Origin of the sequence: Paraburkholderia sp. (assembly GCF_036488795.1) — a bacterium.
Classification (GTDB): domain Bacteria; phylum Pseudomonadota; class Gammaproteobacteria; order Burkholderiales; family Burkholderiaceae; genus Paraburkholderia.
On the sequence record NZ_DASXHA010000020.1, the window covers coordinates 15,474 to 39,931 of the forward strand.

The 24,458-nt window shown below is 62.6% G+C and carries 20 protein-coding genes and 1 pseudogene; 15 read left to right on the top strand and 6 right to left on the bottom strand.

Translation table 11 applies throughout. The annotated features are described in order from the left end of the window. Positions 1 to 116 precede the first annotated feature (116 nt). The 4 genes from VGH41_RS02795 to VGH41_RS02810 all read right to left on the bottom strand — a co-directional run bounded on the left by VGH41_RS02795 (position 117) and on the right by VGH41_RS02810 (position 4,675). A complete protein-coding gene (locus VGH41_RS02795; RefSeq protein ID WP_331595823.1) occupies positions 117 to 989 on the bottom strand; it encodes a ferritin-like domain-containing protein in 873 nt (290 codons plus the stop codon). 508 nt (positions 990 to 1,497) lie between these two features. Continuing rightward, complete coding sequence (locus tag VGH41_RS02800; protein WP_331595824.1) at positions 1,498 to 2,271, bottom strand: PhaM family polyhydroxyalkanoate granule multifunctional regulatory protein; 774 nt, start codon at positions 2,269 to 2,271, stop codon at positions 1,498 to 1,500. Positions 2,272 to 2,495: 224 nt separating this feature from the next. Next, complete coding sequence (locus tag VGH41_RS02805; protein WP_331595825.1) at positions 2,496 to 3,392, bottom strand: enoyl-CoA hydratase/isomerase family protein; 897 nt, start codon at positions 3,390 to 3,392, stop codon at positions 2,496 to 2,498. A 290-nt stretch (positions 3,393 to 3,682) separates the two neighbouring features. After that, a complete protein-coding gene (locus VGH41_RS02810) occupies positions 3,683 to 4,675 on the bottom strand; it encodes a fumarylacetoacetate hydrolase family protein (protein WP_331595826.1) in 993 nt (330 codons plus the stop codon). A gap of 145 nt (positions 4,676 to 4,820) precedes the next feature. Between VGH41_RS02810 and VGH41_RS02815 the strand changes: the two genes are divergently transcribed. From VGH41_RS02815 to VGH41_RS02845, 7 genes and pseudogenes are all read left to right on the top strand, one after another. Continuing rightward, positions 4,821 to 5,708 carry an IclR family transcriptional regulator gene (locus VGH41_RS02815; protein WP_331595827.1) on the top strand — a complete coding sequence of 296 codons (888 nt, stop codon included), beginning with the start codon at positions 4,821 to 4,823 and terminating at the stop codon, positions 5,706 to 5,708. A gap of 175 nt (positions 5,709 to 5,883) precedes the next feature. Next, the gene (locus tag VGH41_RS02820) at positions 5,884 to 7,356 is read left to right on the top strand and encodes a DUF3108 domain-containing protein (RefSeq protein ID WP_331595828.1); all 1,473 of its coding nucleotides are present in this window, start codon (positions 5,884 to 5,886) and stop codon (positions 7,354 to 7,356) included. A 195-nt stretch (positions 7,357 to 7,551) separates the two neighbouring features. Continuing rightward, a complete protein-coding gene (locus VGH41_RS02825) occupies positions 7,552 to 8,340 on the top strand; it encodes an alpha/beta fold hydrolase (RefSeq protein ID WP_331595829.1) in 789 nt (262 codons plus the stop codon). A gap of 118 nt (positions 8,341 to 8,458) precedes the next feature. After that, the gene (locus VGH41_RS02830; protein ID WP_074263200.1) at positions 8,459 to 8,716 is read left to right on the top strand and encodes a BTH_I0359 family protein; all 258 of its coding nucleotides are present in this window, start codon (positions 8,459 to 8,461) and stop codon (positions 8,714 to 8,716) included. Positions 8,717 to 8,880: 164 nt separating this feature from the next. Beyond that, positions 8,881 to 9,951, top strand: coding sequence for a homocysteine S-methyltransferase family protein (locus VGH41_RS02835; RefSeq protein ID WP_331595848.1), 1,071 nt, complete (start codon positions 8,881 to 8,883; stop codon positions 9,949 to 9,951). Positions 9,952 to 10,021: 70 nt separating this feature from the next. Then, positions 10,022 to 12,742: pseudogene (gene metH, locus VGH41_RS02840) on the top strand (methionine synthase); the annotation flags it as partial. A 169-nt stretch (positions 12,743 to 12,911) separates the two neighbouring features. Beyond that, positions 12,912 to 13,115, top strand: a complete 204-nt coding sequence (locus tag VGH41_RS02845; RefSeq protein ID WP_331595830.1) for an acid-shock protein — start codon at positions 12,912 to 12,914, stop codon at positions 13,113 to 13,115. Positions 13,116 to 13,235: 120 nt separating this feature from the next. Here the strand turns inward: VGH41_RS02845 and VGH41_RS02850 are convergent, their stop codons facing one another. Continuing rightward, positions 13,236 to 13,562: a DUF1840 domain-containing protein gene (locus tag VGH41_RS02850; protein ID WP_331595831.1), complete on the bottom strand. Its 327-nt coding sequence runs from the start codon at positions 13,560 to 13,562 to the stop codon at positions 13,236 to 13,238. A 388-nt stretch (positions 13,563 to 13,950) separates the two neighbouring features. On the opposite strand from VGH41_RS02850, the gene argS reads away from it, so the two are divergent. The 6 genes from argS to VGH41_RS02880 all read left to right on the top strand — a co-directional run bounded on the left by argS (position 13,951) and on the right by VGH41_RS02880 (position 20,776). After that, positions 13,951 to 15,741: an arginine--tRNA ligase gene (argS, locus tag VGH41_RS02855; RefSeq protein WP_331595832.1), complete on the top strand. Its 1,791-nt coding sequence runs from the start codon at positions 13,951 to 13,953 to the stop codon at positions 15,739 to 15,741. A gap of 79 nt (positions 15,742 to 15,820) precedes the next feature. Further along, entirely contained in the window at positions 15,821 to 16,579 is a 759-nt protein-coding gene (locus tag VGH41_RS02860; RefSeq protein WP_331595833.1) for an SPOR domain-containing protein, read from the top strand. A gap of 149 nt (positions 16,580 to 16,728) precedes the next feature. Further along, the gene (locus VGH41_RS02865; RefSeq protein ID WP_331595834.1) at positions 16,729 to 17,367 is read left to right on the top strand and encodes a thiol:disulfide interchange protein DsbA/DsbL; all 639 of its coding nucleotides are present in this window, start codon (positions 16,729 to 16,731) and stop codon (positions 17,365 to 17,367) included. A 16-nt stretch (positions 17,368 to 17,383) separates the two neighbouring features. Continuing rightward, positions 17,384 to 18,154, top strand: coding sequence for an SDR family oxidoreductase (locus tag VGH41_RS02870; RefSeq protein ID WP_331595835.1), 771 nt, complete (start codon positions 17,384 to 17,386; stop codon positions 18,152 to 18,154). 4 nt (positions 18,155 to 18,158) lie between these two features. Then, positions 18,159 to 18,980 carry a helical backbone metal receptor gene (locus VGH41_RS02875; protein ID WP_331595836.1) on the top strand — a complete coding sequence of 274 codons (822 nt, stop codon included), beginning with the start codon at positions 18,159 to 18,161 and terminating at the stop codon, positions 18,978 to 18,980. A 209-nt stretch (positions 18,981 to 19,189) separates the two neighbouring features. Next, on the top strand, positions 19,190 to 20,776 hold the full coding sequence (locus VGH41_RS02880; protein WP_331595837.1) for an ABC transporter substrate-binding protein: 1,587 nt from the start codon (positions 19,190 to 19,192) through the stop codon (positions 20,774 to 20,776). Positions 20,777 to 20,879: 103 nt separating this feature from the next. Here VGH41_RS02880 and VGH41_RS02885 read toward each other — a convergent pair whose 3' ends face one another. After that, entirely contained in the window at positions 20,880 to 21,950 is a 1,071-nt protein-coding gene (locus VGH41_RS02885; RefSeq protein ID WP_331595838.1) for an MBL fold metallo-hydrolase, read from the bottom strand. A gap of 145 nt (positions 21,951 to 22,095) precedes the next feature. On the opposite strand from VGH41_RS02885, the gene VGH41_RS02890 reads away from it, so the two are divergent. Together VGH41_RS02890 and aceK are read left to right on the top strand one after the other, a co-directional pair. Beyond that, the gene (locus VGH41_RS02890; RefSeq protein WP_331595839.1) at positions 22,096 to 22,554 is read left to right on the top strand and encodes a MerR family DNA-binding transcriptional regulator; all 459 of its coding nucleotides are present in this window, start codon (positions 22,096 to 22,098) and stop codon (positions 22,552 to 22,554) included. Positions 22,555 to 22,594: 40 nt separating this feature from the next. Continuing rightward, positions 22,595 to 24,442 carry a bifunctional isocitrate dehydrogenase kinase/phosphatase gene (gene aceK / locus VGH41_RS02895; RefSeq protein ID WP_331595840.1) on the top strand — a complete coding sequence of 616 codons (1,848 nt, stop codon included), beginning with the start codon at positions 22,595 to 22,597 and terminating at the stop codon, positions 24,440 to 24,442. Positions 24,443 to 24,458 lie beyond the last annotated feature (16 nt).

A 24,458-nucleotide genomic window follows, 5' to 3' on the forward strand; every position in this document is an offset into this window, starting at 1 on the left:
CCGGCAAGCTTGCGCCTGCCGGGCCGTTCTCACATCTTGCTGGTCATCTGACGCATTGCACCGGTGTCTGGCGCGCCGGGCGATTACACCAGCGCCGCCGGACCGAAGCCGTCATGTCAAGCCGGCTGTTCAGCCGACTTCTGATCGGCCTGCAGGCGCGTCACCACTTCCTTGCGATAGCGGTTCAGTTCCTGCGCGGTGGTGAACGTACGCTCGAACAAGATGGACAGGTTATGCAGGATGCGTTCGACAACTTTCTTTTCCCAGCCGTCGTCAAAACGGATCTGCTCGTCGAGCCAGCGTTCGAGCCATTCCGGATCCGGCAGACGCGACTGGATGGTGTCGCGCGGGAACAGCGCCTGGTTGACGTGCAGGTTGGTGGGGTGCAGCGGCTTTTCCGTCCGGCGCGCGGATGCCATCAACACGCCGATCTTTGCGAACGCAGCGCGCGCCACGTCGCCGAAATTCGACATGGCTTTCTTCATGTAGCGCAAATAAGCGCCGCCGTGACGGGCTTCGTCGCGCGAAATGGTTTCGTAGATGGCCTTGATGACCGGTTCCGTGTGCCATTCGGCCGCGCGGCGATACCAGTGATTCAGGCGGATTTCGCCGCAGAAGTGCAGCATCAGCGTTTCAAGCGGCGGAGCCGGATCGAATTCGAAGCGCACCGCATGCAGTTCTTCTTCAGTCGGACACATTTCCGGCTTGAAGCGGCGCAGATACTCCATCAACACCAGCGAGTGCTTCTGTTCTTCGAAGAACCACACGCTCATGAAAGCGGAAAAGTCGCTGTCGTGATGGTTGTCGCGCAGGAACATTTCTGTTGCAGGCAACGCGGACCACTCGGTGATCGCGTTCATCTTGATTGTCGCTGCCTGCTCGTCGGTCAGGAGCGATGCATCGAACGTGTCCCAGGGAATGTCTTTCTCCATGTCCCATCGAACGGATTCGAGCGATTTATAAAGTTCCGGATAAAGCATGGTGTTCATAGTCCCACCCCTGTTCTGCGCATTGCGACGTCTGTTTGTGTCTGTTGCAACTCTTGCTAATGGCGAACGAAACACACGCGTTCGCGAGCCAAGCATTCAATTTTACGCGGTAATCGGCCACTCAGATGCACCTTGTGGCAAAGAAGTCATGCGGCATGTGCGCGCTGTTGAAAACCGCAGTCTTGCGCCGCGCGGCCAACCGTGGGTTAGGTACACGTGCCTAAGGTCGACTTGCCTGATGGAGCCACTATCCAGCCCTGCCGGTTGGACCGGCGGCAAACGGGCGGCTGGATTGGTAGTTTTCAGAGCGCGTCCGACGGCCGGATAAAGCTTTCACCATGATAGCACGCTGACTTTGCGGCCCTCGCCTTTCATAGGGTCATACCCGCAGCACTCATTGATCCACCTCAGCAAAACCGGCGTTATCCCTGCGAGTTTGCTTGACGTTTGTTACGGAGATGAGTTGCAAGGCGCGTGCCGCCCAGGGCGCGCGCCCAGGTCACACGCCTCACTCCGGTTGCGAAGGCGCTTTCTTCGATGCGCGCGGCCGACTGGCGGCCCCGCTGGACGATCTGGCCGAAGCGGCACGTTTCGCGGCCGGCTCCTTTGCCGCGAGCTTGTCCTCTGGATCCGTCGGAGCGCCCGGGTCCGCTGCGCCTGATGCGGCTGGGGCGTCGGTGGCCGCCTGGGCGGATGATTCGGCGCTCGCAGCGGCAGTCCCAGGCTGCGACATCGCGAACTGTGCAATCTGATTGAACTGCGACTGCAGCAGATTCCACCAGCTGGATGCGTCGAAGGCCGGCGTGCTTTCACCGGCTTCCGTCTCGGGCTCATCCTTGTCTTCGGCGCCCGGGCGTGCAGCGGCAGCAGGTTCGGAACGGGGCCATTGCGGCGCCGGAGCCGATGGCGGAGTCGCCGGCTGCGCCATCGATTGCTGCGCGAAAGCGCCGAAAGCACGCAGCGTGGCGAGCGTGGCGCGCTGTACTTCCAGCGCCTGGATTGCCGACTGCAGCATGTTCAGATTCAGCTTGAGCCATTGCTCGACTGCCCGCATGTCGGTAATGCGCTTGTCGAGTTCTTCGACACTGGTGAGCGGCGCCATCATGTCGGACATCATGGACAGCGACGGCCCGAGGCCCTGCGCGGCGCCCGCCTGTGCGCCCGGGAAGGCCGAGCCGAACGGCGTGAGGCGCATCATGTCCCACATGCGGTCGAGCATCTCGGCAGGAGGAAAGCCGGGAAAACCAGGAAAGGGCGGCGTGGAGCCGGGTATATCGGTCATGTTTTTCTCCTCGCGGCAGACAGCAATAGAAATGGCGCAGTTCCACAATCGTCGCGTCCGATCATACCGCGCGCAGGGTGGTAGTCACATAGGCCTTTCGACCGGTTACCGCCTGGTTCCGTCTGGTTCTGCCGGGTTCTGTTCCGACTCGTCTCTGGATGGCGTCGCGCACCCGGTGCGGTTCGCTTTCGTGGTGTTGATACCGCCTCGGTCCATCTGCGGCGTCACTCCGGCTTTTCCTTCGGCGAACCGCTTGATGCATGGCCACCCCGCGCTTCGTCATGCGGACGGCCACGGTGGAAATCCGGCGCTCGCCGCTCGCGCAAGGACGTCACGCCCTCGCGCACGTCCGGCCCGGCGAAACCCATGAATTCAAGCGCGAGCGAGGTGTCGAAGGCAGGTCCCGCCGAACGCAACCAGTTGTTCAGCGCGTACTTGGTCCAGCGAATGGCCGTCTGCGAACCCTGCGCGAGCCTGGTGGCCACCTCGAAGGCCTTCGGCAGCAGATCGTTTTCATCCACGGCGAGGGACACGAGACCGATGCGCTCCGCCTCCTCGCCGCTCACCGGTTCGCACAGCAGCAGGTAATACTTGGCTTTAGCCATACCGCATAAAAGCGGCCAGACGATCGCCGCATGATCGCCCGCCGCGACGCCGAGGCGCGTGTGACCGTCGATGATCCGCGCGCTCTTCGCCACGATCGAAATATCGGCGAGCAGTCCCGCCACCAGACCCGCGCCGACGGCCGGCCCATGCATTGCCGAGACGATCGGCTTGCTGCAGTTGATCACGTTGTAGACGAGGTCGCGCGCCTCGCGCCAGACGCGGGTGCGCACCTCGAAATCCGTCGCCATCTGTTCAACCAGGTGCAGATCGCCGCCCGCCGAAAAACCTTTGCCTTCGCCACGAATCACGGCTACCCGCGTTTCAGGATCGCGGTCGATGTCACGCCAGATTTCCGCGAGTTCGAAATGCATCCGCTCATCGGCGGTGACCAGTCCACTCCGGTTCGCGCCCTCGCCGCTCATGACGACTTCGAGAATGCCATGCGGATGATGCCGCAGCCGCAGTGACCGGTAATGTGCGTAAAAGGCAGGATTGCTGTGTGATTCGTGAGACATGGCTCTCGGTCCGGTAGATCGCTCTGGTTCGTCCGCTATTTCGCCCACCATTTCGCCACGAAAGGTCTATCGCTGCGCGGCGGTTCGAAGAATAGTTTGCACGCAGTCTGATCGCGCCATTCTGTTTAGTGTCGCTAATCAATTCGCTTCCGGCGCACCACGATGTCACCCGCGGCTCGCCATCGCGCGTCAGTCAGTGTAGCGGCGCGCTTGTGCGCCGCTATCGGGCGAAACCCTTTCGGCCGGCTGCACGGCCCCGCCACAACATCGTGCCTGCTGCTGCCTGAGGCCTAGCGCGCGCCGTCGAGCGGCGCGATACCCTGCTCGATCGAACCGAAGATGGACTTACCCGCCTCATCGAACATCTCGATCTTCACCGTGTCGCCATACTTCATGAATTCCGTCTGCGGCGCGCCATCTTCAATCGTTTCGAGGCAGCGCTTTTCGGCGATACAGCAGTAGCCACGCTTCGCGTCCTTGTTCGACACCGTGCCCGAACCGACGACCGAACCAGCGCGCAGATTGCGCGTCTTCGCCGCATGCGCGATCAGCTGACCGAAGTGGAACACCATGTCGGTACCCGCATCCGGCTGGCCGACTTTCTTGCCGTTCCAGTGAACGATCATGGGACGATGCACGCGCCCTTCCCTCCAGTGCTCGCCAAGTTCGTCAGGTGTCACGGCAACCGGTGCAAATGCGGTAGCCGGCTTGCTCTGAAAGAAGCCGAAACCCTTGGACAGTTCCGCCGGAATCAGATTGCGCAGAGAAACGTCGTTGGCCAGCGTGATCAGGCGCACGCCTTTGAGCGCCTGATCAGGCGTTGCGCCCATCGGCACGTCGGTGGTGATGACCGCCACTTCAGCCTCGAAGTCGATGCCGAACGCTTCGGACGCGCACACCACGTCGTCTTTCGGGCCAATGAAGTCGTCGCTGCCGCCTTGATACATCAACGGATCGGTCCAGAACTCCGGCGGCATTTCCGCGCCGCGTGCGCGGCGCACCAGTTCGACGTGGTTCACATACGACGATCCGTCGGCCCACTGGAACGCTCGCGGCAGCGGCGCCATGCATTCCTTCGCGTCGAACGAGAACGTGTTGCGCGCACGGCCCTGATTGAGCGCGTCGTACAGGTCCTGCAGTTGCGGCGCGTAGAAGGTCCAGTCATCGAGCACGCGTTGCAGCGTGGGCGCAATCGCTTCGGCGATGGCCGCAGTGTGCAGGTCGCGGGACACGACGATCAGTTGGCCGTCGCGTGTGCCGTCCTTCAGCGTGGCAAGTTTCATAAGGGAATGAACCGTGTTAGTGACGATAGAGGGAATCTATTCTACGATGGTGAATCCGCGTGGCGAAAGTAGGCCGTTTGGCTAATGTTGCGCGCGGCCCCACGCATTTAACATTTGATCCTCGTGCGCTGCATGCGCCTTGCCTATGCCTCCACTCGCGCGCTCCGGCGCAATCCGTTCCGAAGCTGATCCGGGTGATCCTGCCGAGCCGCCCGACTCCGCCGACGACGCCTCCGATTCCGGCGAGGAAAAGCTGCGCTCGGGCATCCAGTCGATCGAGGTGGGTTTTCGCCTGCTCGACGTGCTGACGCACGAGCCGCGCGCAATGATGCTGCGCGACCTCGCACAGCGCGCAGGCATGAGTCCGGCGAAAGCGCATCGCTATCTGGTCAGCTTTCTGCGGCTCGGCGTGGTCGCGCAAGATCCGCTTTCCGGACGTTATGAACTGGGCGGCTTCGCATTGCAGCTGGGTCTGGCGCGGCTCGCGCGGGTCGACGGCGTCAAGCTTGCGCGCGTCGCACTGGCCGGGCTGCGCGACCGGCTCGACCTGACGGTGGGCATCGCAGTATGGGGCAATCAGGGGCCGACCGTCGTGCACTGGATGGAGTCCAGTCACCCCGCCAAAGCTTCGCTCAAGCTCGGCGACGTGATGCCCTTGCTGGGATCCGCCACCGGCCTGCTGTTTGCCGCTTATCTGCCCGTGAGCAAAACCGCGGCGATGATCGAACGCGAACTGGCGGATTCGCGCCGCGCTTCGCACGCGGAGGGTCCGCGCACGCCTGAGGACGTCGAGCGTGTGCTCGCGCAAGTGCGCGAACACGAGGCAGCGCGCGTCGAAGGCATGCTGCTGCCGACCATTCACGCGTTTTGCATGCCCGTCTTCGATTCGACCGGCGAGCTCGCGCTCGGGCTGATCGCGCTCGGCCGCGAAGGTGCATTCGATATCCGCTGGGGCGGCGAAATCGACACCGCGCTGCGCGAGTGTGCGCGGAAGCTGTCGTATGAACTGGGGTACAGTCCCGTGCCACGTTAGGATGTCCGCCTGGCGCTGCGGGCCTGTGGCAACACGCGGTAACGGCCGTCACGGAACATCGCCGGCAAGCTCGCGGTCGAACCGTCTTGCTGCATCCGGCGCCTGGATATCCGTGTGACGCAGCTCGCTAATCCACTGCAGACATACCCTTCACCTGGTAAAACCGCTTCGCCCGATGTCGTCCACCTCCGCCGTTAGCCGCTCCGATCGCACGCAGCCTCAAGCCGCGCGGCGCAGCCCGCGCGCCTGGCGCTGGGGCATCGCGTTGCTCGTCGTGCTGGCGCTGCACTGGATCGCAGCGCTATGGGTCGAACACAACCGCACGGCCTTCACGCCCGAGAACACGGTCCACGTGCCCGTGCAGATTGCGCTGCTCGAGCCTGAGCGGATCGAACAAAATCCTGCTGCCGCGAGGCCGTCGGCAGAGGCGCCCGCCGCGCCCGCGCGCAAGGCGGCTCCAGCCAGCCCGCGGGAGCATGTGCTGAGCGTCACGCGGGCCAGCCCCGCACACGTGACCGCTGCCTCGGCACCCGCCGCCGTGGCCGCGTCGGAAGCAGCCAGCGCGGCCGCAACTTCAGCGGCGGCAACTTCGGCGGCTGCAGCCGCGTCGAACGCGGCAGCCAAAGCCAACAGCGCGGGCAACGGCAAAGCGCCCGCAGCCCAGGCCGCGCCAGGCGTGAAATTCTCGGTGCCGCCATCAGGCGAATTGCAATACGACACGTTCTACAACGGCGTGCGCAACCAGCCCGGCACGATCCATTGGATGAGCGACGGCAAGACCTACGAAATGATCGTCTCGGTGCCGCTGCCGTTCGTCGGCACATTCAGCTATTCGAGCCATGGACGCGTCGACGCGTTTGGGCTCGCACCGGACCAATACATCGAAAAGCGCGGACATCGCGCGGAAGACGTTTCCATTTTCAACCGCGAAACGAAGCAGATCGCCTTCACCAAAACGCCGGCTACGCTGCCGCTGAGCGACGGCGCACAGGACCGTTTCAGCATGGTGATGCAGCTTGCGAGCCTCGTGCGCGGTGATCCTGGCGCCTACCAACCGGGCGTCACGCGTCAGTTTTTCGTGGTGGACAACGACAGCGGCGAGATCTGGCCAATCGAAACAATCGGCGACGAAACGGTGCGTACGGCCCGGGGCTTCATCAGTGCACGCCATTTCATGCGCCTGCCGCGTCACGACGGCGACAAGCGGCGTATCGACGTGTGGCTCGCGCCCTCGCTTGGGTGGTTGCCCGCGCGGCTGATGCAGACCGAGCCGAACGGCACGGAGATCGAACTGCTGTGGCGCGGTCCGCTCGATACGCCGGTCAATAGCGCTAACGGCGGAACGGCGGGCAGTGGCAGCAACACAAGCAACAATGGCGGTGCGCCTTCGGGTAACGCCACGCAGGCGGTTCCTTCCGCCAGTCCTGCAGATAATCCAACCGGCGGCGCTGTTTCCGGTCAAGCAACGATCCCGGGCGCGCAGCCAGCAACCGGCACCACCGGCACCGGCGAGACGCCGGCGGAACAGCACACCGCCAGCCCTGCCGCCGACTCGCCCACAAGCGGCGCGCGAGCCGTGCCGGACAACGCCCCATCCTCAGCGCCTGGCGGCACCGTCGACCCGCACAGCGGGGCCGAAAAGCCCTAAACATTGGCGGGTCTTCGCTGTCCGACGAAACTTCCCGCAAACCCATCACTCGCACGAGGAGCGGCGCCGTTTCGCCTGCGCGCCGGGAACAGGGATTGCTACCCCATCAAACTACGCAGTGCCGTTTATTCCCGGCTGCAAGCACCGAAGCGCCGCGCTTGTTTCATCTATCGCGTCACAACTAACGGAGCCCGCATGCAAGTGAACATCAACGGTATCGATACGCGTTACGTCCTGAGCAACGAAGGTGGCGGCCCCTGGCTGACGTTCATTCATCAGCTCGGCGGCGATCTGTCCGTGTGGGATCAGCTCGCCGGCTACTTTCGCGACGATTTCACCGTCCTGCGCTACGACGTCCGTGGTCACGGCGCCACAGTCGTACCTGATGCCCCGTTCGGCGTAGAAGACCTGTCGCGCGACCTCGGCGCGTTGCTCGACACGCTGGATGTACAAAACACGCATCTGGTGGGCATGTCCATGGGCGGCATGATCGCGCAGCAGTTCGCGCTCGACCAGCCGTCGCGCATCACGACTCTCACACTCGCCGACACCGGCGCGGGCACGAGTCCCGACGCCCGCGCCGTGTGGGATCAGCGCGCGCAGACGGCGCGCCGCGAGGGCATGACACCGCTTGTGGAGGCGACGCTCGGCCGCTGGCTGACGCCCGACTTCCAGGCAGCACATCCGGAAGCTGTCGAGCCGATCCGCGAGGTGCTGCAGCACACGCCGCCCGAAGGTTACGCGCTGGCCTGCGAGGCGTTACGCGATTTCAACGTACACGGACGACTGGATGAGATTCGTCTACCTACGCTGGCCGTCGCCGGACGCCATGACACGGGTACGCCACCTGCTGCAACAGAATCAGTCGCGAAATCAATTCAAGGCGCACAATACGAATTGCTGGATGCTGCACATCTGGCTCCGATCGAACAGTCCCACCGTTTTGCTGCGTTGTTGGAAACGTTTCTCGAAGCACGGGTCTAAACAGAAGGTCCGGAATATTTACCTGCGTCACTCCGGACCCACCCCTTGAATTCCACACCATACGCTCCACTTATGGCGCAGGAACGGCCAGGAGCCAACGGAAATAAGGAGTGTCGCCATGCAAATGATCTACAACAGCCCCAACTATTGTGTCGTCGAGTTCCCGCCGCAGGACGGTCCCCTCGCCATGAAGTCAGGCGGCTACGAGATCGTCGACAAGAACATGCAACGTGAAATCTACATCGATGGTGCAATGGCGGCGCGCTTCCGCGAACACGTCACCAAGCTGATCGAAGAAGAACCGTCGCTTGACGAAGTAGACGAATTCCTCGGTCAGTTTGACAGTCTGATGCACCAACCGGTCATCCTTCACTAACGCGCCCCCCGGCGACACGTCTCGCAAAACCCCCGTTCGGCTCGCTGGACGGGGGTTTTTCTTTTCTGGCCTGTGAGCCGCCGTGCGCTCGCAGCCGGCGAGGCTGCCCAGCAACGGCTACAATGACAGGTTTCCTGAAAAACTGGCGCAAGCCCACTTCTGCCATGAACCAGCCTGCCCCCACCGTCAGTCCAGTCCGTCCCGCTGCCGCCTACACGCGCGGCACAGCGATGCCCGCGCTCCTGAAGTCGCGCATCCTGATTCTGGACGGCGCAATGGGCACGATGATCCAGCGCTACAAACTCGACGAAGCCGCCTATCGGGGCGAGCGCTTCAAGGACTACGGCCGCGACATCAAGGGCAACAACGAGCTGCTTTCGATCACGCAACCGCAGATCATCAGCGAGATTCATGAGCAATATCTCGCGGCGGGCGCCGACATCATCGAGACCAACACGTTCGGTGCGACCACGGTCGCGCAGGCCGATTACGGCATGGAAGACCTGGCGGTCGAGATGAATCTCGAATCGGCGAAGCTCGCGCGTGCCGCGTGCGACAAGTATTCGACGCCGGACAAGCCGCGCTTTGTCGCCGGCGCCATCGGACCGACGCCGAAGACGGCCAGCATCTCGCCTGACGTGAACGACCCGGGCGCGCGCAATGTCACCTTCGACGAACTGCGCACCGCCTACTACGAGCAGGCCAGGGCGCTGCTCGACGGCGGCGCGGACCTGTTCCTCGTCGAAACCATCTTCGATACGCTCAACGCCAAAGCCGCGCTGTTCGCGCTGGACGAGTTGTTCGAAGACACCGGCGAGCGTCTGCCCATCATGATCTCGGGCACCGTCACCGACGCATCGGGCCGCATCCTGTCAGGCCAGACAGTCGAAGCGTTCTGGAATTCGCTGCGCCACGCGAAGCCGCTCACGTTCGGCCTGAACTGCGCGTTGGGCGCGGCGTTGATGCGCCCGTACATCGCGGAACTGGCAAAGCTGTGCGACACGTATGTGTCGTGCTATCCGAACGCGGGTCTGCCTAATCCGATGAGCGATACGGGCTTCGACGAATTGCCCGCGGATACTTCAGGGCTGCTGAAGGAGTTCGCGCAGGCCGGGTTGGTGAATATCGCGGGTGGGTGCTGTGGGACGACGCCGGAGCATATCGCGGCAATCGCGCAGGCACTCGCCGAAGTCAAGCCGCGCCAATGGCCGAACCAGTATCGCGACGCGGCCTGACGCCTGAGGTTTGAGCACGCCGCCGCATTCCCGCTAAAGTAAAAGACGCACGCAACCGAACCGCCTATCCGCCATGACCGATCACACCATGCGCCTTTCCGGCCTCGAGCCGTTCAACGTCACATCCGGGACGCTCTTCATCAACGTCGGTGAACGTACCAACGTGACCGGCTCGAAGGCGTTCGCACGAATGATCCTGAACGACCAGTTCGACGACGCGATCGCGGTCGCGCGCCAGCAGGTCGAAAACGGCGCGCAGGTGATCGACGTCAACATGGACGAGGCCATGCTCGATTCGAAAGCGGCCATGGTCCGCTTCATGAACCTGATCGCCTCGGAACCGGACATCGCGCGTGTGCCGATCATGATCGACTCGTCGAAGTGGGAAGTGATCGAAGCGGGTCTGAAGTGCGTGCAAGGCAAGGCCATCGTCAATTCGATTTCGCTGAAGGAAGGCGAAGAGGCGTTCCGCCATCACGCCAACCTGATCCGCCGTTACGGCGCCGCCGCCGTGGTGATGGCGTTCGACGAACAGGGCCAGGCCGACACGTACGAACGCAAGACGCAGATCTGCAAGCGCTCGTACGATTTCCTCGTGAATGAAGTCGGCTTTCCCCCCGAAGACATCATCTTCGATCCGAACATCTTCGCCATTGCGACCGGCATCGAAGAACACAACAACTACGCGGTCGATTTCATCAACGCCACGCGCTGGATCAAGGAAAACCTGCCCTACGCGAAGGTGAGCGGCGGCGTGTCGAATGTGTCGTTCTCGTTCCGCGGCAACGACCCGGTGCGCGAAGCGATTCACACCGTGTTCCTGTATCACGCCATTCAGGCGGGCATGGACATGGGCATCGTCAATGCCGGCCAGCTGGGCGTGTATGCGGACCTCGACCCGGAACTGCGTGAACGCGTCGAAGACGTGGTGCTGAACCGTCGTGAAGACGGTACCGACCGGCTGCTCGAAATCGCCGACAAGTTCAAGACCGGTGCCGCGAAGAAGGAAGAGAACCTCGAGTGGCGCAACCAGCCGGTCGAGAAGCGTTTGTCGCATGCGCTCGTGCACGGCATTACGAACTTCATCGTCGAAGATACCGAGGAAGTGCGCGCCAGGATCGCGGCCGAAGGCGGCCGCCCGATCAACGTGATCGAAGGTCCGCTGATGGACGGCATGAACGTCGTCGGCGACCTGTTCGGTCAGGGCAAGATGTTCCTGCCGCAAGTCGTGAAGTCGGCACGCGTGATGAAGCAGGCCGTCGCGCATCTGATTCCGTACATCGAAGAAGAAAAGAAGCTGATGGCGGAGGCCGGCGCCGACGTGCGCGCGAAGGGCAAGATCGTCATCGCGACCGTCAAGGGCGACGTGCACGACATCGGCAAGAACATCGTCTCCGTGGTGCTTCAGTGCAATAACTTCGAAGTGGTCAACATGGGCGTGATGGTCTCGTGCAACGACATTCTCGCGAAGGCAAAGGTCGAGGGCGCGGACATCATTGGTCTCTCCGGGCTGATTACGCCGAGCCTCGAAGAGATGGCCTACGTTGCCTCGGAAATGCAGCGCGACGACTACTTCCGCGTCAAGAAGATTCCGCTTTTGATCGGCGGCGCCACGACCTCGCGCGTGCATACCGCCGTGAAAATCGCGCCGCATTACGAAGGGCCGGTGGTGTATGTGCCGGATGCGTCGCGCTCGGTGTCGGTGGCCTCGAGCCTGTTGTCGGACGAAGGCGCAGCGAAATATCTGGATGAACTCAAGTCCGACTACGACCGCATCCGCGACCAGCACGCGAACAAGAAAGCACAGCCCATGGTCACGCTAGCCGAAGCGCGCGCGAACAAGACCAGCATCGACTGGGCGGGTTATCAGCCGGTGAAGCCGAAGTTCATCGGCCGCCGCGTGTTCAAGAACTTCGACCTGAGCGAGCTGGCCAACTACATCGACTGGGCGCCGTTCTTCCAGACGTGGGATCTCGCCGGGCCGTACCCGCAGATTCTCAATGACGAGATCGTCGGCGAATCGGCGCGGCGCGTATTCTCAGACGGCAAATCGATGCTGGCACGCCTGATCCAGGGCCGCTGGCTGCAAGCCAACGGCGTGATCGCACTGTTGCCGGCCAACACCGTCAACGACGACGACATCGAAATCTACACGGACGAATCGCGCTCGGAAGTCGCGCTGACGTGGCGCAATCTGCGCCAGCAAAGCGTGCGGCCGGTGGTGGACGGCGTGATGCGGCCGAACCGTTCGCTCGCCGACTTCATCGCGCCGAAGGATTCAGGCGTGGCGGACTACATCGGCATGTTCGCGGTGACGGCGGGCCTGGGCGTCGACGTGAAGGAAAAGCAGTTCGAGAAAGATCACGACGACTACAGCGCGATCATGCTGAAGGCTCTGGCGGACCGTTTCGCGGAAGCCTTCGCGGAAGCCATGCACACCCGCGTGCGACGTGACCTGTGGGGCTATGCCGCCAACGAAACGCTCTCCAACGACGACCTGATCGCCGAAAAGTACGTCGGCATCCGTCCCGCACCCGGCTATCCGGCCTGCCCGGATCACCTCGTGAAGCGCGACATGTTCAACGTGCTGCACGCGAACGAAATCGGCATGAGCGTGACGGAATCCCTCGCCATGCTGCCGGCCGCGAGCGTCTCGGGTTTCTATCTGGCCCATCCGGACAGCACGTATTTTTCGGTCGGCAAGATCGGCCAGGACCAGCTCGAAGACTACGCAAAGCGCATGGCGCTCTCCACGAAAGACGCCGAGCGGGCGCTTGCACCATTGTTGTGAACGGTTTGACCGGCGACGGTTGCGTCGAGACCACTATATCGGGATAGAAAGCCTGAATATTTGAGGCAGGGTGGTTTTCGGCTTTGTAGACTGCAGACGCTTTATCTGGCCAGACGTTGCCGAAAACGCGTCGGCTTATCTACTTGCAACCGTCAACGGAGAAAATCGTATGAAGAAGCTGACGTTAGTTTTGGCTGGTGTTTCGCTTGCAGTAAGTACCTCGGCCGCATTCGCTCAACCCGCCGCTCCGGTTGTCAGCAGTTCGGTCAGCTCGTACTCGCCGCCCACCCAGAAGCACGTCAAGAAGCCCAAGAAGCAAAAGATGAAGAAAGGTGCCTCGGCGCCGATGGCACCGGCCGCCGCCAGCGAATAAGCCGGGCCGGCAAGCGGGCTCGCGAAGTCAACACCACGCGACCCGATTGAAGCCGTTCCATAAAAGAGAAGAGCCCGCTACCAGCGGGCTCTTCTCTTTTATGCGTGTTGCCCGAAGGGATCACACCCCCCAGACGATATCCGCGTTTTCCTTTTGCGCGACGCGCAGCATATCGAGGAACGGATACGCGCGCTGCGCGAGGCCAACCGGGATCTCGTGATGTTCGTGGCCTTCTTCGCCTTCGTGGAAATGGCCGTCGTGTTCGGCGCGTTCCTGCTTGTCGAAGCTGATCGCCTCTTCCAGTTTGGTGATCGCGACGCCGAGCTCTTCGTGGGTGATCACGCCACGTTCGCCCAGGCGCTTGCCGACAATTCCAACCAGATACTGCGCAAGATTCTCCAGCATCATCACATCCGGCGCCGCGCGACATTTGAAAGTAATCAGCATGACTGTTCCCTTTTCATCTTGTTGGATTTACGCGCCGAAGGCCGTCGGACGACCGTCTGCGCGGGTTTCGTTGGCGCGCCGTCAAACTGCGGCGGCCACGGCCCTTGGTGGGCATCTCATTGAACATATTAGCACCTGCTAAAATCCGTCTGGACGGAAAAGCGCGCCGCGCTGCACCCGACTCCGCCCGCAAGGCCGCGCCGGCTGGGGCTTTTGCGGACCGCAGCGGCCCTCACCAGGGTTCACTGGGTCTGGCCCAGCCGCAGCGGCGCCTGGCGTGGCGGGTACGGCGCGTCGTTTTCCAGGCCTTTGACGGACCGGCAGCGTGCACGACGCGCGCGCTGCCGCTCCCGTTTCACCGCACTGCCTCACTGGACTCGCAACAAGCATGCTGCCCGCACATAAACAGATTCTCGAATCCCTGCTCGCCGATACCGTGAAGCAGGTCGCCGAGGCGACCCAAGGCGCAACCGAAGCCGCCTTCGTCACGCCCACCATCACGCTGGAACGCCCGAAGGTCGCCGCGCACGGAGACGTCGCCTGCAATGTCGCCATGCAACTGGCCAAGCCGCTGCGCGCCAATCCGCGCCAACTGGCCCAGCAGATCGTCGACGCGCTGCTCGCGCATCCGCAAGCACAAGGCCTCGTGGAAAGCGCGGAAGTCGCAGGTCCGGGCTTCATCAACCTGCGCCTCGCAGCCACGGCGAAGCAGGCGGTGATCGGCACCGTGTTCGCAGAACAGGAAGCCTTTGGCCGCTCGCAGCGCGATGCCGGCAAGCATGTGCTGGTCGAATTCGTGTCGGCCAATCCGACCGGTCCGCTGCACGTGGGCCACGGCCGCCAGGCGGCACTGGGCGACGCGCTCTCGAACGTGCTGGCCTCGCAAGGCTACGACGTGCATCGCGAGTTCTATTACAACGACGCGGGCGTGCAGATCCACACGCTCGCCGTCTCCACGCAAGCGCGCGCCCGCGGTCTGAAACCCGGTGACGCGGGCTGGCCCGAATCGGCGTACAACGGCGACTACATCGCGGAGATTGCACGCGACTACATGAACGGTGAAACCGTCGCCGCGAAAGACGTGGAGCCGGTCAAGGGCGAAGGCGACGTCGACAACCTCGACGCGATTCGCCGCTTTGCCGTGGCTTATCTGCGTCACGAGCAGGACATGGACCTGCAGGCCTTCGGCGTGAAGTTCGACCAGTACTATCTCGAGTCGTCCCTGTATGCGCAAGGCCGCGTCGAAAAGACCGTGAACGCGCTGATCGCCGCCGGCAAGACCTACGAGCAGGAGGGCGCGCTGTGGCTGCGCACCACGGACGACGGCGACGACAAAGACCGTGTGATGCGCAAGACCGACGGCACCTACACCTACTTCGTGCCGGACGTCGCGTATCACGTGGCGAAGTGGGAACGCGGCTTCACCAAGGTCATCAACGTGCAGGGCTCGGACCACCACGGCACCATCGCGCGCGTGCGCGCCGGTTTGCAGGGCCTTGGCATCGGCATTCCGAAGGGCTACCCCGACTACATCCTGCACAAGATGGTCACGGTGATGCGCGACGGCCAGGAAGTGAAGATCTCCAAGCGCGCCGGCAGCTACGTGACGGTGCGCGACCTGATCGAATGGTCGGGCGGCGCGACGCCGGGCACGGAAACCTCGCCGGACCTGCTCGACGAAGCGACCATCCGCCGTGGCCGCGACGCCGTGCGCTTCTTCCTGATCTCACGCAAGGCGGATACGGAATTCGTGTTCGACATCGACCTCGCGCTCAAGCAGAACGACGAGAATCCGGTCCACTACGTGCAGTACGCCCATGCGCGGATCTGCTCGGTCATCAACGAGTGGAAGACCCGCTACCACGCGGACGAAGCGACCCTGCCGGGCGTCGACGTAGCGCCGCTCACCAGCGAACGTGCAATGGCGCTGCTGCAAAAGCTCGCGGAATTCCCGGACATGCTGCAGCACGCGGCCGACGAACTTGCGCCGCACGCCGTCGCGTTCTACCTGCGCGACCTCGCCGGAGAATTCCACTCGTTCTACAATGACAAGGCCGAACGCGTCCTCGTCGACGACGAAGCGGCGCGTAACGCCCGCGTCGCGTTGCTCGCCGCCACGCGTCAGGTGCTGGCAAACGGCCTTGCGACGATCGGCGTCTCTGCTCCCGTCAAGATGTAAGTCCTCCGGCATGACATGCACGCGGCCGTCGTTATAATCGGCGGCCGTTCCAGGATTCTTTTTGCAGGTGATTCTTACGATGGCAAAACCACGCCGCACAACAAAGCAGTCGAAACAAACCGGGGGCACTTTTCTCGGCATCGTACTGGGCCTGATTGTCGGCCTGGCAATCGCGGTAGTGGTGGCGCTCTATATCACCCGGGCACCCACGCCGTTCGTCGCGAAGGTGGCGCCGCCCGCCGCTTCCGACAGCAGCGCGAGCGATGCACAGTACGATCCGAACCGTCCGCTGCAGGGCAAGACCCCAGGCCAGCCCGTGCCGCAAGCCGTGCAACCGGCGCCGCCGAACACGGCACCGGGCCAGACCAATGGTCAGAACCAGTCGTCGGGCTTGCAGGAACCGGAGATCGTCGAAGTGCCGCCGGCCGCCTCGAACGGCGTCGCGGTCGCACCGAATCCTGCCGAAGAGAACGGCACTGCCGCTCCGGCCAGGAAGCCCCAGCAGGCCACGAGCGCGCCCAGCACGACCGCCGGCACGTCGTCCGCGCCCAACGCGGCAAAGCCGGGCTCGAACGCTGCGCCGTCCGCGGCTGACGCGAACAGCGGCTATTTCCTGCAGGTCGGCGCCTACAAGACTTCGGCAGACGCGGAGCAGCAACGCGCCCGTCTCGCTTTCCAGGGCTTCGAATCGAAGGTCACGCAGCGCGATGCAGGCGGAGTCACGTATTACCGCGTACGCATTGGACCGTTCTCGAAGTTCGAGGACATGAATTCGGCTCGTCAGCGTCTGTCCGACGCCGGCGTCGAAACCGCCGTGATCCGCTTCACCAAGCAGTAATCTGTTGTGACACGCCGCCGCTGAACCTTCAGCGCGCGGCGCGAGTCTCACGCTCGGCAACGGCCTGCCGCCAAACATTTCGTAACGGTGACAGCCACGCAATCTGCTTCGCCGCGCCACCGTTATTCGCCTAACCAGGTCAACAAAACATGAAAAAACTGCTGAGCATCCTTTTCCTTTCATTCGGCCTCGTCACCGCCGCTGCGCAGGCGTCGCCCGCCGCGCCGGTCGCCGGCAAGGACTACACGATCCTGTCGTCGCCGCAACCGGTCGACGTGCCCGCTGGCAAGATCGAAGTGATCGAATTCTTCTGGTACGGCTGCCCGCACTGCAACGAATTCAACCCGTACCTCGAAACGTGGATCAAGAAGCAAGCTCCGGATGTCGTGTTCAAGCGTGTCCCGGTGGCCTTCCGCGACGACTTCATCCCGCATTCGAAGATGTACCACGCGCTCGACGCGCTCGGCCTCGCGCAAGAGCTCACGCCGAAAGTCTTCAATGAAATCCACGTCAACAAGGACTACCTGCTGACGCCGGAAGATCAGGCCAAGTTCCTCGCGAAGAACGGCGTGGATCCGAAGAAGTACATGGACGCGTACAACTCGTTCTCGACCCAGAGCGAGATCCAGCGTGACAAGAAGATGCTGGACGACTACAAGATCGACGGCGTGCCGACGCTGGCCGTGCAGGGCAAGTATGAAACGGGTCCGGCTGCCACGAACAGCCTGCCGGGCACGCTGCAGGTGCTCGACTACCTCGTCGCCCAGATCCGCGCGAAGAAGATGTAAGTCCCGGAGCGCCGGTATGAGCACACCTTTGAAGGTTTTCATCACCGGCGCCTCCAGCGGCATCGGCCTCGCGCTCGCCGCCGAATACGCGCGGCGCGGCGCGATTCTCGGCCTCGTTGCCCGCCGCGGCGACGCCCTTGCCAGCTTCCAGCAGTCCCATCCGCAGCATCCCATCTCCATCTATCCGGTCGACGTCCGCGACGCCGACGCGCTGGCCGACGCCGCCGGGCAGTTCATCGCGCAATACGGCTTGCCCGACGTGGTCATCGCGAACGCCGGCATCAGTCGAGGTGCCGTGACCGGCCACGGCGACCTGCGCACCTTCCGCGAGGTGATGGATATCAACTACTTCGGCATGGTCGCCACCTTCGAGCCGTTCGCGGCCGCCATGAGCGCCGCGCGCAAGGGCGTGCTGGTCGGCGTGGCGAGCGTGGCCGGTGTGCGCGGCCTGCCGGGTTCGGGTGCGTACAGTGCGTCGAAGGCAGCGGCGCTCAAGTACCTCGAGGCGCTGCGCGTCGAGATGCGGCCCAAAGGCGTCGGCGTCGTAACGATTGCGCCCGGCTATATCCGCACGCCGATGACCGAGCACAATCCGTATCCAATGCCGTTTCTGATGGATGCCGACCGCTTCGCCGCGAAGGTTGCCGACGCGATCGCACGTAAGGCGTCGTTTGCGATCTATCCGTGGCAGATGCGCGTCGCGGCCATGCTGTTGCACGTGCTGCCGCGCTGGGTCTACGACCGCGCGTTCGAACGCGCGCCGCGCAAGCCGCGCGCCGCCCAATAACGCCATGAATGCGAGTGCGTTCGACGCTGCCGGTGTCGCGCACGAAATGGCCGGTGCCGGCGCGCGCATCGTTTCGCTCGTTCCGAGCCTGACCGAATTGCTGTTTGCGCTTGGGCTCGACAGGCAGATCGTCGGGCGCACGGGTTTTTGCGTTCATCCGCGTGAGCGGGTGCGCCCGGTGCCGAAGGTCGGCGGCACGAAAGCGGTCAATCTGGAAGCGATTCGCGCATTGCGGCCCACTCACGTGATCGTCAATGTGGACGAGAACGAGCGCGATACGGTCGACCGTCTGCGCGACTTTGTGCCGCATATCGTCGTCACGCATCCGCAAACGCCGCACGACAATCTCGCTTTGTATGGGCTGCTGGGAGCCATTTTTGACCGCGGCGACGCAGCGGCACGCCTGTCGGATGCGTTGCAAACCCGGCTGATCAAGGCGCAAGACGCTGCCCATGCGGGACCCGCGCAAAACGTGCTGTACGCGATCTGGCGCGATCCGTGGATGACCGTTGCGCGCGACACCTACATCTCCGCAATGCTGCGGCTCGTCAACTGGCACACGCTGCCCGATGTACGCGGCGGCCCCACCGGCGCGGCCCGCTACCCCGGCTTCGATCTGGACGCCCCCTGGCTTGCCGGGGTGGATCGCGTCCTGTTGTCGAGCGAGCCGTATCGCTTCACTCAGGCCCATTGCGACGCGCTTGCGGGTGAGGCGCGCCTCGCCGGCAAGCGCGTCACGCTGATCGATGGCGAACAGATCTCGTGGTACGGATCGCGCGCCATCGAAGGCATTGATTATTTGCTGAGCTATGCTCTAGCCCAGTGAACCCGCCGCGCTAGAGCGACTGCGCCTTAAGGTTATGCCGTTTAATTTGTTGTAGGCACAACCACCCTTCGATAAGCTTTTCCCCGGCAGGACCGCGCAGGCACTGCGCCTGCGCCGGAAACGTATCACAATCATGCCGGTGGTCCGCACGGGCCCCTGTCGCCGCAACCAAGACGAACTGCCTGACCGCGCCTGTTATGGGAGATCTTATGCGTTTCAAACTGCTCGCTGCCGCCCTGCTCGTCGCAGCGCCCGCGCTGGCGCTCGCCAAACCGCTGACCGTGTGTACGGAAGCGAGCCCCGACGGCTTCGACGTCGTCCAGTTCAACTCGCTCGTCACGACCAATGCGTCGGCCGACGTGATTTTCAATTCGCTAGTCGCCTACGACGAATCCGCGAAGAAAGTGGTGCCCGCGCTCGCCACCAGTTGGGACGTGAGTCCCGACGGCCTCACCTACACATTCCATCTGCGCCCCAACGTGCAGTTCCAGACCACCGACTATTTCAAGCCCACCCGGGCGCTGAATGCTGACGACGTGGTCTTCAGCTTTAGCCGGATGCTCGACGACAGCAATCCGTGGCACAAGGTCACCGGTGCGAGCGGCTTCCCGCACGCGCAATCGATGGGCCTGCCGAAGCTGATCAAGTCGGTTTCGAAGGTGGATGCGAACACGGTCAAATTCGAACTCAACGCGCCGGACGCGACCTTCGTCTCGATCCTGACCATGGGTTTCGCCTCGATCTACTCCGCCGAATACGCCGATCAGTTGCAAAAGGCCGGCAAGCAGCTCGATCTGAACGCGAAGCCGATCGGCACCGGCCCGTTCATGCTGAAGAGCTACACGAAAGACGCGGTGATTCGCTACGACGTGAATCCGTCGTACTGGGGTCCCAAGCCGAAGATCGACCGCCTGATCTATGCCATCACGCCGGACGCCACGGTGCGCGCGCAAAAGGTGAAGACCGGCGAATGCCAGATTGCGCTGTCGCCGAAGCCGCAGGATGTGGCGGATGCGAAGTCCGACAAGTCGCTTGCGGTCGTCCAGACGCCCGCCTTCATGACCGCGTTCGTCGCGCTGAATACGGAAAAGAAGCCGCTCGACAACCAGAAGGTGCGCGCGGCGCTGAATATGGCGTTCGACCGCACGACGTATCTGAAGACCGTGTTCGACAACACGGCGACGCCGGCGGTCAATCCGTATCCGCCCAACACGTGGAGTTACAACAAGTCGGTCAAGGCGTGGCCGTACGACCCGGCGAAGGCGAAGAAGCTGCTCGCGGATGCGGGCTTTCCGAACGGCTTCTCGATGACGATCTGGGTTCGTCCTACCGGCAGTGTGCTCAATCCGGATCCCAAGGCTGGCGCCGAATTGCTGCAGGCTGACTTCGCGAAGATCGGCGTGAAGGCGGATGTGAAGGTGATCGAATGGGGCGAGCTGATCAAGGAGGCGAAGCAGGGCCAGCACGACGCGCTGTTCATGGGATGGGCAGGCGACAACGGCGATCCGGATAACTTCCTGTCACCGCTCTTTAGCTGCAACGCGGTGAAGTCGGGCATCAACTTCGCGCGCTTTTGCGACGCGGATCTGGACAAGCTGATCGCCGACGGCAAGGCCACGCCGGATCTGGCGAAACGCACCAAGGCGTATGACCAGGCGCAGCAGATCATCCACGATCAGGCGCTGTGGATTCCGCTTGGCTACCCGACCGCGACAGCAATTACCCGTGCCGATGTCAGCGGGTACCGCGTGAGTGCGTTTGGGCGGCAGAACTTTGGCACGGTGGTGGTGAAGTAAAGCGGCTCGCCTGATCAGGAAAAAAGGCCCGGCTGGATTCGGATGGTCGAATCGCAACCGGGCCTTTCCATTTTTCACTAGTCACTTGTCATTCGCCCAGGTCTCACACGGCGAACCGGATCACCCCATCTTCACCCTGCACGCGCTGCAATTCTCCCGCGAGCCACAGCAAGTGCAAATGCGCGAGCGCTTCGCCCATCGCGAAGGTCAACTGGTGGACATCCAGTTTCCGCCTGAACATCAAGGGCACGATATCCGCTGCGCTTTGCGGTCTTGCGGCGCAAGCCTCGCGTACCTCGGCAAGCCGCGCGTCGTGATGCTCGCGTAGCTGCGTCACGCGCGTGCGTACGCCGCGAAACGGCTTGCCGTGCGACGGCAGCACCAACGTGTCTGGCGCCATCGTCTCGTAGCGGCCGAGCGATTCCAGATACAGCGCCAGCGGATTGCCTTCCGGCTCCATGTCGAACACCGACACATTCGTCGAGATACGCGGCAACACCATGTCGCCGGAAATCAGCACGCCGTCCGTTTCACAATGCAGCGCGCAATGCTCGGGCGAATGGCCGAAGCCGGTCACCACGCGCCATGTCTTGCCGCCAATCGCAATGGCCTGGCCTTCGCGCACCCGTCGATATTGCCCCGGCAGCGCCGGCACCAGGGTGGAATAGTAGCTCTGACGATTGCGCAACTGGGCGAGTGAGTCCTCATCCTGCAGTCCATGACGCGCGAAGTGCCGCACCGCACCCTCGCCGCCCGCATTCGAGCCGTCGCCCGCCGCCATCACGCGCGCCTGCATGTATTCGCCGAGCGTCGTCCACAGCCGCACGTCCCAGCGCTGCCTCGCGCCGCCCGCGCAAATCCAGTGCGCGAGGCCGATGTGATCCGGATGGCAATGCGTGACGATCACGCGCAGCACGGGCAGACCGCCGAGCACGGTATCGAACACCTGCTCCCAGTTTGCCTTGATCGTGTCCGACGTGATGCCGCAGTCGACCACCGTCCAGCCCTTCTGGCCGTCAATTTCATCGCGCAACAGCCACAGGTTGATGTGGTCCAGTGCAAACGGCAGCGGCATGCGCAGCCAGAACACCCCGGGCGTCACCTCAAAGGCATGGCCGGGTTCGGGCAAGGTGTCGTTGAACGGGTAGTCCAGTTGGTGTTCGAGTGCATTCATCGTGGCATGGTCTCCGTCGGCGCACCCGGCGCTCGGTGCCGCGCGCCCGGGTTGCTCCGCAGTTGCGTTCCGCTCAAGTTGACGATAACGTAAACGTCGATTCTATCGCCCCATCCGCTTTTCTGCCCGGTCATGGAATGCCCCGATGAACACGCAATACACCATCACCGAACTCGCGCGTGAATTCGACGTCACTCCGCGGGCTATTCGTTTTTATGAAGATCAGGGTTTACTCGCACCAAGCCGAGAGGGATCGAGCGGTTTGCGGCGTGTCTATTCGGGGCGCGACCGTACCCGCCTGAAGCTGACGCTGCGCGGCAAGCGGCTTGGCTTCACGCTGTCGGAAATCCGCGATCTGCTCGACCTGTACGAATCGCCGACGGACACCCAGCCGCAGTTGCACGCTTTTCTCGCCACGGTGGCGCGGCATCGTGAGGTGCTGGAGCGCCAGCTCGAAGATTTGAACGCCACGCTCGAAGACCTGGCGCAATACGAAGCGCAAGCGCGTGCGGCGCTCGAAAGCGGTGCGCGCGCCGCGCCGCTTCATCAGGAAGCCAAACCGCACACCGACGAAAAGGTTTTCGCCGCAAGATCACGCGATTAAGCGATGTCTCTTCACGACATTGAACGGATGCACGGTCGACATGAATCACTTCCCCAAACTGCTGTCGTCGCAGATCGGCTTTGACGTCGCGCAGACGATGCTCGAAGGCTTCGACCGGCATTACCGGATCTTCCGCGACGCCGCGATCCGCGCGAAGGATCTGTTCGAAGCGGGCGACTGGCACGCGCTGCAGCGTCTTGCTCGCGAACGCATTACTTCGTATGACGAACGTGTCGAAGAATGCGTCGAGCTGCTGCAAGACGAATACGATGCGGAAAACATCGACAACGAAATCTGGCAGCAGATCAAGCTGCACTACATCGGCTTGCTGACGACGCACCGTCAGCCCGAATGCGCGGAGACGTTCTTCAATTCGGTGTGCTGCAAGATCCTGCACCGCGCGTATTTCAACAACGATTTCATCTTCGTGCGTCCGGCCATTTCGACCGAATACATCGAGAACGACGAGCCTGCCGCGAAACCGACCTATCGCGCGTACTACCCTGGCAAAGACGGTCTCGCCGCGACGCTCGAACGCATCGTCACGAACTTTCAGCTCGAACCGCCGTTCGAGGATTTGCAGCGCGACGTCGGCTGCGTAATGCAGTCCATCCACGACGCGTTCGGCACCTTCGAGGAAGCCGCCAACTTCCAGGTTCACGTGCTGTCGTCGCTGTTCTTTCGCAACAAGTCGGCGTATATCGTCGGGCGGATCATCAATGGCGATCTGCTTCTGCCGTTCGCCGTGCCGCTGCGTCACGCGAAGCCGGGCCTGCTCGTGCTCGACACCGTGCTGCTCAAGCGCGACCAGTTGCTGATCATCTTCAGCTTTTCGCACTCGTATTTTCTGGTGGATATGGAAGTGCCGTCGGCCTATGTGGAGTTTCTCGGCACTATCATGCCGGGCAAGCCGAAAGCGGAAATCTACACATCACTTGGCTTGCAGAAACAGGGCAAGAATCTGTTTTATCGCGACCTGCTGCATCACCTGTCGCATTCGAGCGATCAGTTCATCGTCGCGCCCGGCATCAAGGGGCTCGTGATGCTGGTGTTCACGCTGCCTTCGTTTCCTTACGTGTTCAAGCTGATCAAGGATAATTTCCCACCGCCGAAGGAAACCACCCGCGCGCAGATTCAGGGCAAATATCAGCTTGTCAAACGACACGACCGTCTGGGACGGATGGCCGACACGCTCGAATATTCGAGCGTCGCGCTGCCCGTCTCGCGTCTGGACGACGCGCTCTTGCGCGAACTCGAAAAGGAAGTGCCTTCGATGATCGAATACGAAGGCGACAACCTCGTGATTCGCCACCTGTACATCGAGCGAAGAATGATTCCGCTCAACCTTTACCTGCAAAGCGGCACGGACGAGGAGGTGGAGCACGGCATCAAGGAGTACGGCAACGCAGTAAAAGAACTGATGCAGGCGAACATCTTCCCGGGCGACATGCTGTACAAGAATTTCGGCGTGACGCGTCACGGCCGCGTGGTGTTTTACGACTACGACGAAATCGAATACCTGACCGATTGCAACGTGCGCGCCGTTCCGGCGCCGCGCAACGAAGAAGACGAGATGTCCGGCGAGCCGTGGTATTCAGTGGGCCCGCACGACATTTTCCCTGAGACGTATGGCACTTTTCTGCTCGGCGACCCCCGCGTGCGCCGCGCCTTCATGCAACATCACGCAGACTTTTTCGATCCGGTGCTGTGGCAACAGCACAAGGATCATTTGCTGAAAGGCGAACTGCCCGACTTCTTTCCCTATGACAGCAGCGTGCGCTTCTGCCTTCGCTATCCGGAGCGGTTCACTACCGCAAGCGATGCAGCGACAGCCGGCAACACCGACAGCACAATAGCCGCGCGCGAAGCTGCCGTACGCGCAGCGTGAACGGACATGGACGCCG

Bases quoted from the DNA above. Each gene is read 5' to 3' on its own strand.
- VGH41_RS02835 (WP_331595848.1), top strand. From the start codon at position 8,881: ATGAACCAGCCTGCCCCCACCGTCAGTCCAGTCCGTCCCGCTGCCGCC.
- VGH41_RS02800 (WP_331595824.1), bottom strand. From the start codon at position 2,271: ATGACCGATATACCCGGCTCCACGCCGCCCTTTCCTGGTTTTCCCGGC.
- VGH41_RS02860 (WP_331595833.1), top strand. From the start codon at position 15,821: ATGGCAAAACCACGCCGCACAACAAAGCAGTCGAAACAAACCGGGGGC.
- VGH41_RS02805 (WP_331595825.1), bottom strand. From the start codon at position 3,392: ATGTCTCACGAATCACACAGCAATCCTGCCTTTTACGCACATTACCGG.
- VGH41_RS02870 (WP_331595835.1), top strand. From the start codon at position 17,384: ATGAGCACACCTTTGAAGGTTTTCATCACCGGCGCCTCCAGCGGCATC.
- VGH41_RS02830 (WP_074263200.1), top strand. From the start codon at position 8,459: ATGCAAATGATCTACAACAGCCCCAACTATTGTGTCGTCGAGTTCCCG.
- VGH41_RS02825 (WP_331595829.1), top strand. From the start codon at position 7,552: ATGCAAGTGAACATCAACGGTATCGATACGCGTTACGTCCTGAGCAAC.
- VGH41_RS02810 (WP_331595826.1), bottom strand. From the start codon at position 4,675: ATGAAACTTGCCACGCTGAAGGACGGCACACGCGACGGCCAACTGATC.
- VGH41_RS02890 (WP_331595839.1), top strand. From the start codon at position 22,096: ATGAACACGCAATACACCATCACCGAACTCGCGCGTGAATTCGACGTC.
- VGH41_RS02845 (WP_331595830.1), top strand. From the start codon at position 12,912: ATGAAGAAGCTGACGTTAGTTTTGGCTGGTGTTTCGCTTGCAGTAAGT.
- VGH41_RS02815 (WP_331595827.1), top strand. From the start codon at position 4,821: ATGCCTCCACTCGCGCGCTCCGGCGCAATCCGTTCCGAAGCTGATCCG.
- VGH41_RS02820 (WP_331595828.1), top strand. From the start codon at position 5,884: ATGTCGTCCACCTCCGCCGTTAGCCGCTCCGATCGCACGCAGCCTCAA.
- VGH41_RS02850 (WP_331595831.1), bottom strand. From the start codon at position 13,562: ATGCTGATTACTTTCAAATGTCGCGCGGCGCCGGATGTGATGATGCTG.
- argS (WP_331595832.1), top strand. From the start codon at position 13,951: ATGCTGCCCGCACATAAACAGATTCTCGAATCCCTGCTCGCCGATACC.
- VGH41_RS02795 (WP_331595823.1), bottom strand. From the start codon at position 989: ATGAACACCATGCTTTATCCGGAACTTTATAAATCGCTCGAATCCGTT.
- aceK (WP_331595840.1), top strand. From the start codon at position 22,595: ATGAATCACTTCCCCAAACTGCTGTCGTCGCAGATCGGCTTTGACGTC.
- VGH41_RS02865 (WP_331595834.1), top strand. From the start codon at position 16,729: ATGAAAAAACTGCTGAGCATCCTTTTCCTTTCATTCGGCCTCGTCACC.
- VGH41_RS02885 (WP_331595838.1), bottom strand. From the start codon at position 21,950: ATGAATGCACTCGAACACCAACTGGACTACCCGTTCAACGACACCTTG.
- VGH41_RS02875 (WP_331595836.1), top strand. From the start codon at position 18,159: ATGAATGCGAGTGCGTTCGACGCTGCCGGTGTCGCGCACGAAATGGCC.
- VGH41_RS02880 (WP_331595837.1), top strand. From the start codon at position 19,190: ATGCGTTTCAAACTGCTCGCTGCCGCCCTGCTCGTCGCAGCGCCCGCG.